The sequence below is a fragment of the Leuconostoc aquikimchii genome, assembly GCF_040838325.1.
GTDB lineage: Bacteria > Bacillota > Bacilli > Lactobacillales > Lactobacillaceae > Leuconostoc > Leuconostoc aquikimchii.
This window is the reverse complement of record NZ_JBFPER010000001.1, coordinates 1,835,206-1,848,543: the sequence shown is the minus strand read 5'-3', so window position 1 is coordinate 1,848,543 and position 13,338 is coordinate 1,835,206. Positions and strand designations below refer to the sequence as shown.

Here is a 13,338-nt window from a genome sequence, read left to right as displayed (position 1 = left end):
AATATTTAGAAGCGATTACTGAACGAGTCGAATAATAGTCCACAATAACGCTCTATAAAAAATATTCATAACGACAAGACAAGATAAGCTAAAAAACATTGATTGAAAATTTTCAATCAATGTTTTTTAGCAAGTATTATTATTTTTTCTGTTGTCGGATACGCATTACCACACGGATTAATGACAAGAGTAATGTGATATTGAACCAAAAGCCGTAGAATTGCGTGAGCGTACTTGTTGTCAGTGTGAGTGCCAACATGGCGAACAACACTGCCTTCATTGTGACGCGTTGAAATTCAGACGCTGTGATTGCAAAACGTTCAGGTTTGAGTAGTGAAAAAATAAAGAGCAATAACATATAGATGGTTGGTAAAATATAATAGGAAAACATAGGAACCCCTCACTCAATTGGTTGTCATTTAAGAAAAAATCAACCATTATATTGTGTCATGAACCCGATAAAAAAGCAATGTGACAAGCATTTTTTTTGCTCATCACACTTAAAATTGTTAAAATGATAGTTATGCAAAAACAACGTCAAATTTTAAGTGAATTGCTGCTTGTTGGACTCGGTGGTGGCATTGGTGGTAGCTTGCGTTACGCACTCAGTGTGATCCCGATTATTGGGCATCTACCAATTATAACAATGGGAATTAATTGGTTAGGGGCCCTATTACTGGCCACTCTTGGTGCGTATTTAGCCAGAAATAGTAACCACTTAGCACAATGGCAACCGTTCATTGGCACAGGGATTATTGGTGGGTTTACCACATTTAGCACAATGATTTTACAATTTAATCAATTACTTCGCAATGATGTGCAAGTCGCGTGGTTATATATTTTATTGACTGTATTTGGTGGTGTTGTCATGGTCACTATCGGGCAACATATTGGTCGAAGAATAGGTGGGGGTGCGCGATGACTTTATTATCGGTATTTATTGGTGCTGCACTAGGGGCAATGTTGCGATACTTGGTTATCATGTTTTGGCCATTTCATACACCCATTTTTACAGCTGTTTTTGCGATTAACCTAGTTGGGGCATTATTTATGGGCATCATATTTGCAAGTAATCAAATATCTGATATGCACAATTTTTGGTCTGTTGGTCTACTAGGTGGCTTGACGACATTTAGTACAATGATGGTTCAAAGCGCGCAACTGCCGTTTTACAAGCAATTAATTTATCTCATGGTACAATTGATTGGCGGTATACTATGTTTTATGGTGGGTGTCGCATTAATCAATATATTTTAAAAAACAATGACAGAGATAATGACGCACGCCACCGATCGGTGTGTGATTTTTGGAGAAAAAAATGTCTAAAATAGCAATAATTAGTGATTCAGCTTCAGCAATACCAGCAACGATTCGTAATCGTTATCATATTTTCCAAGTGAATGACCCAATTATTTTTGGGGAAGAAGTGTATAAAGAATCAGTGGATATTCACGATCTTGGCGAGTTAGTTAAGATGATGAAAGATAAAAAGATGGTGGCTTCAACGTCTCAACCAGCGCCAGGCGACTGGGAAGAGGTTTTAAGCGTTGCCAAGGCGTCTGGCTATGATAAAGCGTTAATTATACCAATTTCTTCAGGTTTATCAGGTGCTTATCAAACAGCGCACCTTGTGGCAGAGTCATATGACGGACTATCAGATGTTCGGGTATGGGACTCAAAATTTGCGGTAATGGGATCTGGTATGCAGGCGGTCATGGCAGCAGTCATGGCAGAAAACGGCAAGACATTAGATGATATTATAACGGCCTTACAAGCTTTGCAAAAGACATTTGATGTACGCTTTGTCGTTAATGATATCTCGCATTTACAACGCACGGGTCGTTTGTCTCGTGGGGCAGCCTTAGTTGGTGGCTTGCTTAACATTAAACCTATTTTGTCTATGGATATTCAAGATGAAGGTAAAATCGGTGCGGTTGGTAAAGCACGTAAAATGAGTGGTGCCCTAAAAGACATTAAGACAGCGCTTAATCACTATTTGACGCAAGTTGATTTTCCAGTTCGCGCAGTTGTCGTAGATGGGAATGATGCTAAACTTGGCGATAAGTGGTTGAAGGACTTGCAGCATGATTATCCGACAGTTAAGTTCGAACGCGGTGTGATTGGTGCTTATATTGGTGTACATACTGGGGATGGTGCCATGGGCGTTATATGGGCACGTGATTGGGAAACACTTATTTAAAATTCGTAGTCAATCATTCTGCAAGTTAGATGTTAACCCGATAACTGAGAAAGTTGTGGGGTTTTTATGATTAATAAAAATTGGGAATCATGTTATAATATTAACAATAAATTGATTTATGGGGACAACTAAATGCAACGATCTAAACGTTACCAAATTACATATGAAGTTTTAAATGCTGTAACACATGGGCTAGGATTTTTACTAGCTGTGTTAGCAGGCATTGCCCTGATTTTTCATGTTTTAAGACGGCCTGTAACGGCCTTTGAAATGACTGCTATTGCTATATATGTTACAACGGTCGGTTTCTTTTTACTGGCATCAACGTTGTTCCATTCGCTTGTATTTACAAGGGCAGCGAAAGTTTTCCAGTTTTTTGATCATGCTGGGATTTATTTGGTTATTTTAGGAAGTTACACACCATATACTTGGTTGTTAATGAAGGGGTGGGCAGGATGGACAATTTGGGGTGCAATCCTAGCGATGACCATAGCTGGATTTGCCTATGATCTATTCTTTGTTGGCAGATGGCCGTGGGTCTCGGTAACGATTTATCTTACTATGGGATGGTTGATTGTTTTGGCCATGCCGGTACTATGGGGGATATTGTCGCATACTGCTTTTTGGCTGTTAGTCGCTGGAGGCTTGACATATTCTGCCGGCACTATTTTCTATCTTGTACCCAAAATCCCAATGGGACATGTTTACTGGCATGTGTTTGTTTTAGGTGGCGCTGGTTTAATGTTTGCTAGTATTTATATCAGTTTGTAAACAAAAAATCCGAATCAACTGATTCGGATTTTTTAGTGTCATAAATTAATTAAAAAAACCAGTAAATTTACTGGTTTAACTTAGTGGACAGCCAGGGGCTCGAACCCTGGACCCACGGATTAAGAGTCCGTTGCTCTACCAACTGAGCTAGCTGTCCATATAATAATTATCTTTTAAACAACATATAATATAATACCATGTGAATTTTTAAATTACAACACTTTTTTGGAAACAGGCGAATTGTGGCACAACGTTGCAATATAGTATAGAATAAAGAGAGTTAAATTGGAAGGAAACGTGACGCTCGTCTAGGTGGAAGTACCCCTATGGCCAGCTCACACGCACTATAGCATATGTTAGATATATTAAAATCAATTATCATTGGTATTGTTGAAGGCATCACCGAATTCCTACCCGTATCATCTACGGGGCACATTATTCTGGCAGAAGCTTTAATGGGTATACCTGGTGGTAACGTTTGGACAAATAGCTTTAAGCCAGTCTTTGATTACGCGATTCAGCTTGGCGCAATCTTCGCTGTCATTCAGCTTTACTTTAACCGATTAAACCCATTTTCACCACAAAAAACGTCAAGAGAACGTTTTCAAACGTGGCGTTTGTGGATAAAAGTGGTTGTGGGTGTTATACCAGCAATGGTATTTGGTTTATTGCTCAATGATTTTATGGATGCACACTTGCTTAATTTCTGGGTTGTTTCCGCAACTTTAATTATTTACGGTGTTGCCTTTATTTTGATCGAAAATCGTCAAAAAAATATTGCGCCAAAAATTACAAATGTTAATAAAATAACATTTAAGCTGGCATTGTTCATTGGGCTGTTCCAAGTTTTGTCCTTGGTTCCTGGTACATCACGTTCAGGGGCCACAATTCTGGGTGCTGTTATCTTGGGTGCCTCACGATTTGTTGCGGCAGAATTTTCATTCTTCTTGTCTATTCCAATTATGTTTGGTGTCACAATTTTAAAGGTTGGCACATTCTTGCTGCATGGTGGCCGATTTACAGGTATGCAAAGTATTGTGATGTTCGTTGGGTTCGTCGTGTCATGGATTGTGGCGTTCTTTGCAATTAAAGTTATGATGCGATACATTCAAAACAACGACTTTAAGATTTTTGGTTGGTATCGTATTGCAATTGGTGCTATCTTCTTGCTACTTGGTTTTGCTGGATTTATTAAATAATATATATAGTAAGCGCATAAACGTTTTTCATATATGAAAACATAAAAATACGATACCATCGTCTCGCGATATGATGGTATCGTATTTTTTATACGCTTACTGTTAGACATTTGTAGGTGCATTTTTATTGTCAGTATTTGAAAACAAAAAATCAGCTGGTGTCAATAAGCCAATGTCTTTCACAATCACATTACCTGATAAATAACCACCAACGCGTTGTGTTAAACCAATCTTATTATAGCCAAATGTAACAGTTGTATGTGCTTTTAAAGCCGCACCGCGGACTTCGCCAGTTGTTGCGTCGATGCCAGTGGGTGTATCCACAGCAATCACTGCTTTTTCGATGTGGTTAGCAGCCTTAATCATTTTTTGCAGACCTTCCGGCAAAATGTTATTTAAACCGGTACCAAATATGGCGTCAATAATTAAGGTTGCTTCATTGAAGTCACTCTTTTCAGCGCGAACAAGACCATATTTTTCAATGATTGCTAGTTGTCGCTGCACGCTGTCTTTAGCACGCGAGACATTACCAACAAATTGCAAGGAAACGTTAAAACCTTGTGCGTATAAAAGTCTTGTGATGGCGACACCATCCGCACCATTGTTGCCGAGTCCAGCTAGCACCAAAATATGATCTAAGTTAAAATGGCCCGCACCAATAACATCAATTACTGACAGGGCCGCACGTTCGATGAGCACATCTTGGGGCATACCAATCGTTTCAATAGTATAATTATCAATTGTTTGCATTTCAGAAGCAGTTACAAGTTGCATTATAGTCACTTTTCTTTCTCAATCTTATTTTTATTATACAGGATAATGGCGGACAAGTGGACGTGTTTTATGAGATTTTGTAATGTTCGTGTCTAAATTTGATACAATATAAAATAAATGTTTTGCGAGGGTAATTATGAAACACTTAGATTACAGCCAACAAGAGGCTTGGCGTGAAGCAGGTGATACACCGTTACAATCACCTATTGCTATTCATAGTCAACAAACACAAACTGCTATGGCGTCTGATTTATCGCTTACTTTTACTGGTCAGACACAATACGATGATCGTATCGTTGGGGAACAATTTTTAGTTTCTGGAGAATTGATGATTGGAGGAAACGTCTGGTCATTAGAACGCTTTCATTTCCATGATGGCGCTGAACATGTTATAGATGGCATGCGTCATGATGTCGAAATTCATTTTGTTTACCGGCTTGAGGATCGCATTTTAGTTTTGGCAGTATTAGGTGATGTGTCAAATGAACCAATTGATACGCATATTCAAGATGTATTTTCAGACACAATAGATGCAAAAATATTGGCTAATTGGTTACCCAAAAGCCATTCATATTATAGTTATGTTGGCTCGTTGACAACACCCCCGCTCGGTCAAGATGTCACTTGGGTAATACTGACGGAAGCAATTCCAGTAGGCGTTGCTGATTTAGCAGTGATACATGAGCATTATCCTGCCAATTATCGTGACGTGCAAGATATTGCTGGGCGTAACGTCTTGTCGGTTCGTGTCACAAAATGATTCATTTTTTTGTTGTGAAACACTGTTATATCAGGTAAACTAAACATTATGGAAAACTTTCAAGAACAATTAAAAAATCGTCGCACTTTTGCTATTATATCTCATCCGGATGCCGGTAAAACAACGTTAACAGAACAGCTATTACTACATGGTGGTGTTATTCGTGAAGCAGGAACTGTTAAGGGCCGTGGGTCACATAAATTAGCGTCATCTGATTGGATGGCAATAGAACAGCAACGTGGTATTTCGGTTACGTCTTCCGTGTTACAATTTGATTATGATGGCAAACGTATTAATATTTTGGACACACCTGGTCACGAAGATTTTTCAGAAGATACATATCGAACGTTAATGGCTGTTGATTCGGTTGTGATGGTTGTTGATGCTGCTAAAGGTATTGAACCACAAACTAAAAAATTATTTGAAATTGTTGCACAGCGTGGTATCCCTGTTTTCACGTTTTTTAACAAAATTGATCGTGATGCCAGACCAGCTTTAGATTTGCTTGATGAATTAGAAACGATTTTGGGCATTCAAGCTTATCCAATGAACTGGCCGGTTGGTTCAGGACAAATATTACAAGGGATTTATGATTTACAAAAGAACACAATGGTACCATTTAAAAAAGCGACTGCACATCCAGAGGTTGTTGAAGAGACGATGGATGAAGTTGAATTAATACGTGATGCTGGCAATACTTTTGATCAAGAAGCAATTGCGCATGGCAAATTAACGCCTGTATTTTTTGGTTCTGCTTTGGTCAATTTTGGGGTGACAGAATTTTTACGTGAGTATCTCACATATGCACCCGCACCCGCTGCTATTAAAACCATTAATGGTGATATAATCGCACCAGATCATACACAGTTTACAGGTTTTGTTTTTAAAATTCAAGCTAATATGGATCCACGTCATCGCGATCGCATTGCATTTGTGCGTATTGTATCTGGTGAGTTTAATCGCGGGATGGATGTCATACTGCAAAGAAGCAATAAAAAATTAAAACTATCCAACGTCACACAATTTATGGCGGAAGAACGTGAAAATGTTCAAACAGCTGTACCAGGTGATATTATTGGTGTTTATGATACCGGTAATTTCCAAATTGGGGACACGATTTATGCTGGGAAAAAAGCGGTACAATTCCCTGATTTACCAACATTTACACCTGAATTATTTAATCGCGTGATTGCTAAAGATGTGATGAAACAAAAATCATATCATAAGGGCATTGAACAGTTGGTCCAAGAAGGTACGATTCAGCTCTATAAGTCATGGCAAGGTAGTGAATATATTATTGGTGCTGTGGGTCAATTGCAGTTTGAAGTGTTTCAATTTCGTATGGAAAATGAATATAATGTTGAGATACAATTTGAGCAAATCGGCTCAAAAGTAGCACGATGGGTTGCACCAGAGCAACTAGATGAAAAGATGGCTTCGAGTCGTAATCTATTAGTAAAAGATCGCTATGACCAACCAGTTTTCTTGTTTGAAAACAGATTTGCTATGAATTGGTTCCATGATAAGTACCCAGCTGTTGTTTTAGAAGAAAAAATGTAAGTGACAAACGCGGTCTCATGGGTTCTTTTTGACTAAAATAGCTGAGATGCTATTTTAGTCAAAAAATGTTGTAAGCGCTTACAAAATGTGCTATAATAAAGTTAACAAATGAAGAGGAGGCCATGAATGACGCAAAACAATTTGACAGAAATTGAAACTTCATGGGCTATTATCTTGTAGACGACAGTTAATAATATAGTAAATTCCTTTAGGAATAACATTAACAAATGAGTTGAGTGATTAACTAGAGTTATAAAAATTCACCAGCTGCAAATAGTAAAATTAAACGCAGACCCAAAAATGTCTGGACACCAAATAGCGACTGTGCAGCCGTGATGAATTGGTAAGAAGCAAGATAATAACCAGTTGTGGATATTTCAGCAACAACGATGCGTTTGCAGCGCAGCTAATAATTAAATAAACTGAGGACCTGACATAGTAAAACACTATGTCGGGTTTTTAGTTTATAATTAATCTGTTTGACACTTTGTCGATCAGTATATTGTTTGAAATATTTTAGGAGGAAGTGTACGGTAATGGAGCCGTACACAATAAAAACATGGCAACGAAACAAAATAATGCAATTTATGACCTACATGATAAACCACCATTTTTCACATGGTTAGGTCTATCATTACAACATCTTTTTTCGATGTTTGGGGCGACAGTTTTGGTGCCGCTATTAGTTGGTTTAAACCCTGGTGTGGCGCTGTTTACTTCGGGTGTGGGAACATTACTTCATTTGTTAATTACACGGGGTAAAGTGCCAGCGTACATGGGCTCGAGTTTTGCTTTTATCATTCCAATGGCATCACTCATGAAAACAATCGGCTATCCAGCAGTGGCGCAGGGAATTATTTCGGTTGGCTTAGTTTACTTGATCGTGGCTTTCATCATCACTTTCACTGGAACTTCATGGATTGATGCTATTTTTCCAGCAGAAGTCGTTGGACCAATCGTTATGGTCATTGGTCTGAGTTTGGCTGGTTCAGCTGCCAGTTCAGCAACAACAATGAATGGTAAATACGATTGGAAGATTTTCGTGGTGGCGCTCATTACCTTATTGGCTACAATTGCCTTTAACATGTTTTTGAGGGGGTTCCTTGGTCTGTTACCCATTTTATTAGGGATTATTTTTGGTTATATTGTCGCTTTGCTGTTTGGTTTGGTTGATTTATCGCCAATCGCCACAGCCCACTGGTTCCAATTGCCGGACTACGAAACATTTATTGGTAAAGATGGTTTTAAATTTTATCCGGCAGCGGTTTTGAGTATGGCACCATTAGCGTTGGTTACTTTATCTGAGCACTTAGGTCACTTGATGGTGTTATCAAAAATTACTGGCCATGATTTTTTTGCTAATCCTGGGTTAAAGCGGACGCTAACCGGAGATGGCGCAGCTTCTGTTGTTGCTGGCCTAGTTGGTGGACCAGCAGTCACATCATATGGTGAAAATATTGGTGTGATGCAGCTCAGTCGTGTTTATTCAGTTTGGGTTATTGGTGGTGCGGCGTTCTTTGCAGTAGTCTTTAGCTTTATAGGTAAATTATCAGCACTGATTTCAACTATCCCTGGTGCTGTCACTGGTGGTGTTGGCTTTATGCTTTATGGTGTCATTGCAGCAGCAGGCTTACAAGTCATTGTGGATAATAAAGTTGATTACAGCCAGAAGCGCAATTTGATGATTGCAGCACCTATTTTGGTTGTTGGTATTGGTGATTTCCACCTACAACTTGGTACGCAAGTTAATTTTTCGGGGGTTGCTATTGCAACGTTATTAGGCATTATTTTGAATCTTATTTTACCCAAAATAGCAGCAAGTGAAAAATGAATAAAACAAACTAAAAATCCGATACTAGTATCGGATTTTTGTTTGTTTCATCACAAAATCATGCCAGATTACGCAGAGATTTGATAAGAATACGCTGCTGATAGGCCTAAAAAAGGGTGTTTATCAATCAGTATACTAAGCGTGAGTGTCGTTAATCAAACTCGAAAAAAGTAAGGTTTGACCTGAATTCATTAAAAATTTAGCGGGATAGAGCTAATTAAAAGCAAAACGATTTTTAATAATCAACCGCTATCAACCAGCCCAGCAATACTCTGAGCGATACTGTCTTATTTCTTTGTGAAAAAGTGCCATAAAATGGTTGTATTTCATTTTGAAAGGCGTATTATAGGTTTATATGTTAAGACGAATAGCCGTTTACGACCATTTCGCCAAATTTATTGAGAAAGGAGAAGGCGCATGGATGACCCTACGGCACCGTTTGAGTTTCTTGGCCTCACATTTGATTGGGGCACGATACTTTCAACGTTGCTGGCTATGGCAATCGTTGTGATTGTATCGGTTGTACTCACACGAAGACCAACAATAAGACCAGGTAAGCGACAAAATGTGATTGAATACTTACTTGATTTTACTAATGGTATTGTTAATGGACAATTGCAAAAGAAGCAGGCGCGTCAATTTGGTTTGTATGCCTTTACGTTGTTTTTCTTCATCGTAGTATCAAACGAAATGGGCTTGTTACTTCAATTGCAGGGAACTGATGGTGTGACTTATATTAAATCACCAACAGCGAGCCCGATCGTAACGATGACGTTAGCAATTATGTCTTTGATGGTCGCACATGGAATGGGTGTACAGAAACTTGGCTTTAAGGGATACCTTAAAAATATGTTACTTACACCATATTCTTGGATGTTACCGCTCAATATCATTGAACAATTGGCTAACTTCTTGACGTTATCACTGCGTTTGTTTGGTAACATTTTCGCTGGCGAGATGTTATTAACACTCGTGGCCAATAGCTTAGCATGGCCTGGACACTTAAATGGGTTCGTGACTGTGTTAGCGTTGCCGATTGAAATGGTCTGGCAAGGATTTTCACTCTTTATTGGTGGGATACAAGCCTACGTGTTTGTTATCTTGACAGGTGTATTTATTTCACAATTGTCAGGTGATGAATAAAGAGTGTTCAAGCAAATGAGATTTGTGCCACAATTTGACTAGTGATAATCAAGTTATGACACGAGTTGGTTTGTGAATTACGCGGGAGCGTTTCATCCAATTAAAATGGAGTCGCGTTTGGTGGTACTTAATTATGCGGACACGAATGATAGTTTTTTTCACTGATTCAACTCAGGTTGATAACTATAGTTTGCGTTCAAATGTTGAGTCAATAACTGCCAAACGCTGTACAATAAGGAGTAATCTCATGGATTTGCACAATCTTGGTGTAATCGCAGCGGGCCTTGCGGCCGCTGGAGCCGCTATTGGTGGTGGTGTTGGAAACGGTGTTTTGATTTCACAATTCTTGGCAGGTATGAGTCGTCAACCTGAACTTGAAAGCCGATTGTTGTCACGTATGTTCTTGGGTGTCGCATTGGTCGAAGTTATGCCGATTTTGTCAATTGTCTTCGCCTTCATGTTGATGGGCAAGTAATCACAAGTATATAGTGGAGGAAAATTATGTTTGGTTTAACAACCTTAGCAGCAAATAAATTGCCATTGGGTAATATGTTGTTTATTATCATTTCATTCCTCTTGTTGATGCTCATTTTGAAGAAGGTGGCTTACGGGCCATTGACAAAGGTTCTTGACGAACGTGCTGATAAAATTTCTGCTGATATTGATGGTGCCGAAGTGGCACGTCAAGATGCTGAAAAGTTAGCGGTACAACGGCAAAGTGAACTGGCAGATACACGTCAACAAGCGACAAAAGTCGTTGCTGATGCAAAGGCCAGCGCGCAAAAGCAGAGTGATTCATTAATTTCTACTGCTTCTGACCGTGCTACTTTAATTAATAAGCAAGCGCAAACTGATGCTGAAAAGCTCAAGGAAGACGCGATTTCTAACGCAAAGAATGATGTGGCATCGCTATCAGTAGCGATTGCTTCAAAACTTATGCAAAAAGAACTATCGTTAAATGATCAACAAGCATTGATTGATGCTTACATTTCAGATTTAGAAACTAAATAAGGAGTATTGGGATGGCAAAAAATCTTAAAGATATAGCTGACCAGTACGCCAAAGCAATTTTTGAATTGTCTAGTGAACAAAACAGCATAGAAGAAACTAGGGCGAGTTTGAACGTTATAAAAAGCGTTCTAAACGATAATCCTGACTTCGTTATGGTGATAACGTCCAATGATGTTGATATGGCCTCACGTGATAATTTGTTACAAACATTGACAAGCGGAGCATCAGAACCAATTCAAAACTTGGTTAAGTTGCTGGCTTACAATAAGCGTTTGAACCTTTTATTGCAGGTTGTTGATGCGTTTGATGATCGTTATAATGACGCTAATGGTATTGTGGATGTTACGGCAACCACAGCCGTTGCGCTAGACGAAACGCGTTTAGATAAATTAGCAGCTGTGTTTGCATCAAAAACAGGTGCAAAACACGTGAATTTAAAAAATGTTGTGGATGAAAGCATACTTGGTGGCGTGATTTTAAAGTCACAGTCAACATTAATTGATGGTAGCTTACAAACAAAAATTGCCAAAATGAAGGCACAATTATTAGGTTAGTGAGGAAGAATAATGGCTATTCAAGCTGAAGAAATTTCTGCTTTAATTAAGCAACAGCTCGAAAAGTTCGACACAACGCTAACTGTAGAAGAAGTGGGAACTGTTACCTATATTGGTGATGGTGTGGCTCGTGCAACTGGTCTAGCAAATGCTATGGCTGGTGAATTGCTCGAATTTGCTAATGGCACATTCGGTATGGCCCAAAACCTCGACTCAAGTGAAGTTGGAATCATCATTCTTGGTGGTTATGATGACATTCGCGAAGGTGATACAGTTAAGCGTACTGGCCGCATCATGGAAGTGCCGGTCGGCGAACAATTAATTGGACGCGTTGTCAACTCTTTGGGTCAACCAATCGATGGATTGGGTGAAATCAAAACAGACAAGACACGTCCTGTCGAAGTTAAAGCACCTGGTGTGATGCAACGTAAGTCAGTCTTTGAACCGTTGCAAACAGGTATTAAAGCAATCGATGCACTCGTTCCAATTGGACGTGGGCAACGTGAATTGATTATCGGAGACCGTAAGACAGGTAAAACTTCTTTGGCCATCGATACAATTTTGAACCAAAAAGATCAAAACATGATTGTTATCTATGTTGCTATTGGTCAAAAAGACTCAACTGTACGTACACAAGTTGAGACATTACGTCAACTTGGCGCAATGGATTATACAATTGTTGTCAATGCTGGTCCTTCAGAACCAGCACCAATGTTGTATTTGGCACCTTATGTTGGCGCAGCCATGGGTGAAGAATTTATGTATAACGGCAAACATGTTTTGATTGTGTACGATGATTTGTCAAAACAAGCCACAGCTTATCGTGAGTTGTCATTAATTCTTCGTCGTCCGCCCGGACGTGAAGCCTACCCAGGTGATGTCTTCTACTTGCATTCACGTTTGTTAGAACGTGCGGCTAAGTTATCTGACGAACTTGGTGGTGGCTCGATGACTGCATTACCATTTATTGAAACACAGGCCGGGGATGTTTCAGCATATATTCCAACGAACGTTATTTCCATCACTGATGGTCAAGTGTTCTTGGATGCTGATCAATTCTATGCAGGTGTTCGTCCTGCCATTGATGCTGGAACTTCTGTTTCACGTGTTGGTGGTGATGCGCAAATTAAGGCAATGAAAAAGGTTGCTGGCACGTTGCGTTTGGACTTAGCCTCATTCCGTGAACTCGAAAGTTTCGCGCAATTTGGTTCTGATTTGGACGCGGCAACGCAAGCTAAGCTAGCGCGTGGTCGTCGTACAGTCGAAATTTTGAAGCAACCATTGCACAAGCCAATGCCAGTACAGCAACAAGTTGTCGTACTGTATGCTTTGACACGTGGTTATATCGATGATGTTGCTGTTGCGGACATTCAACGTTTCCAAGACGAATTGATTGCTTATGTTGATGCCAATGCCAATGACTTGTTCAAGACAATTCTTGAGACAAAGAATTTGCCTGAAGAAACTGCAATGAATTCAGCAATCGAAGCCTTTAAGGCTGGATTTGCTGGTTCAACAGCGGAATAATAGGAGGA

At 39.4% G+C, this 13,338-nt stretch carries 15 protein-coding genes and 1 tRNA gene; 13 read left to right on the top strand and 3 right to left on the bottom strand.

The annotated features are described in order from the left end of the window. Positions 1-139: 139 nt before the first annotated feature. Positions 140-391: a hypothetical protein gene (locus tag AB3K24_RS09205; protein ID WP_367975272.1), complete on the bottom strand. Its 252-nt coding sequence runs from the start codon at positions 389-391 to the stop codon at positions 140-142. Between the two features lie 132 nt (positions 392-523). On the opposite strand from AB3K24_RS09205, the gene AB3K24_RS09200 reads away from it, so the two are divergent. From AB3K24_RS09200 to trhA, 4 genes are all read left to right on the top strand, one after another. Continuing rightward, positions 524-922, top strand: coding sequence for a fluoride efflux transporter FluC (locus tag AB3K24_RS09200; RefSeq protein ID WP_367975271.1), 399 nt, complete (start codon positions 524-526; stop codon positions 920-922). After that, a complete protein-coding gene (locus tag AB3K24_RS09195) occupies positions 919-1,257 on the top strand; it encodes a fluoride efflux transporter FluC (RefSeq protein WP_367975270.1) in 339 nt (112 codons plus the stop codon). Before AB3K24_RS09200 ends, AB3K24_RS09195 begins: the two co-directional genes overlap by 4 nt. Before the next feature lie 61 nt (positions 1,258-1,318). Next, entirely contained in the window at positions 1,319-2,200 is an 882-nt protein-coding gene (locus tag AB3K24_RS09190) for a DegV family protein (RefSeq protein ID WP_367975268.1), read from the top strand. 132 nt (positions 2,201-2,332) lie between these two features. Then, positions 2,333-2,971, top strand: a complete 639-nt coding sequence (gene trhA / locus AB3K24_RS09185; RefSeq protein ID WP_367975266.1) for a PAQR family membrane homeostasis protein TrhA — start codon at positions 2,333-2,335, stop codon at positions 2,969-2,971. A gap of 84 nt (positions 2,972-3,055) precedes the next feature. Here trhA and AB3K24_RS09180 read toward each other — a convergent pair. Continuing rightward, a tRNA-Lys gene (locus tag AB3K24_RS09180) sits at positions 3,056-3,128 on the bottom strand. Positions 3,129-3,324: 196 nt separating this feature from the next. Here AB3K24_RS09180 and AB3K24_RS09175 point away from each other — a divergent pair. Beyond that, a complete protein-coding gene (locus AB3K24_RS09175; RefSeq protein ID WP_367975264.1) occupies positions 3,325-4,170 on the top strand; it encodes an undecaprenyl-diphosphate phosphatase in 846 nt (281 codons plus the stop codon). A gap of 102 nt (positions 4,171-4,272) precedes the next feature. Here the strand turns inward: AB3K24_RS09175 and AB3K24_RS09170 are convergent, their stop codons facing one another. Further along, positions 4,273-4,944, bottom strand: a complete 672-nt coding sequence (locus AB3K24_RS09170) for an NAD(P)H-hydrate epimerase (RefSeq protein WP_367975263.1) — start codon at positions 4,942-4,944, stop codon at positions 4,273-4,275. Between the two features lie 136 nt (positions 4,945-5,080). Between AB3K24_RS09170 and AB3K24_RS09165 the strand changes: the two genes are divergently transcribed. From AB3K24_RS09165 to atpA, 8 genes are all read left to right on the top strand, one after another. Beyond that, the gene (locus tag AB3K24_RS09165) at positions 5,081-5,704 is read left to right on the top strand and encodes a carbonic anhydrase family protein (RefSeq protein ID WP_367975261.1); all 624 of its coding nucleotides are present in this window, start codon (positions 5,081-5,083) and stop codon (positions 5,702-5,704) included. Positions 5,705-5,752: 48 nt separating this feature from the next. Further along, positions 5,753-7,264, top strand: a complete 1,512-nt coding sequence (locus AB3K24_RS09160) for a peptide chain release factor 3 (RefSeq protein ID WP_367975260.1) — start codon at positions 5,753-5,755, stop codon at positions 7,262-7,264. Positions 7,265-7,823: 559 nt separating this feature from the next. Further along, positions 7,824-9,095: a solute carrier family 23 protein gene (locus AB3K24_RS09155; protein WP_367975618.1), complete on the top strand. Its 1,272-nt coding sequence runs from the start codon at positions 7,824-7,826 to the stop codon at positions 9,093-9,095. A gap of 417 nt (positions 9,096-9,512) precedes the next feature. Then, entirely contained in the window at positions 9,513-10,238 is a 726-nt protein-coding gene (atpB, locus tag AB3K24_RS09150; RefSeq protein WP_367975258.1) for a F0F1 ATP synthase subunit A, read from the top strand. Between the two features lie 247 nt (positions 10,239-10,485). Further along, positions 10,486-10,713 (top strand): F0F1 ATP synthase subunit C, encoded by a 228-nt coding sequence (gene atpE / locus AB3K24_RS09145; RefSeq protein ID WP_010016495.1) that lies wholly within the window; start codon positions 10,486-10,488, stop codon positions 10,711-10,713. Positions 10,714-10,739: 26 nt separating this feature from the next. Continuing rightward, complete coding sequence (gene atpF, locus AB3K24_RS09140) at positions 10,740-11,249, top strand: F0F1 ATP synthase subunit B (RefSeq protein WP_367975256.1); 510 nt, start codon at positions 10,740-10,742, stop codon at positions 11,247-11,249. 11 nt (positions 11,250-11,260) lie between these two features. Next, positions 11,261-11,803, top strand: a complete 543-nt coding sequence (gene atpH, locus AB3K24_RS09135) for an ATP synthase F1 subunit delta (RefSeq protein ID WP_367975255.1) — start codon at positions 11,261-11,263, stop codon at positions 11,801-11,803. 12 nt (positions 11,804-11,815) lie between these two features. After that, positions 11,816-13,330, top strand: coding sequence for a F0F1 ATP synthase subunit alpha (gene atpA, locus AB3K24_RS09130; RefSeq protein ID WP_367975253.1), 1,515 nt, complete (start codon positions 11,816-11,818; stop codon positions 13,328-13,330). Positions 13,331-13,338: the final 8 nt, after the last annotated feature.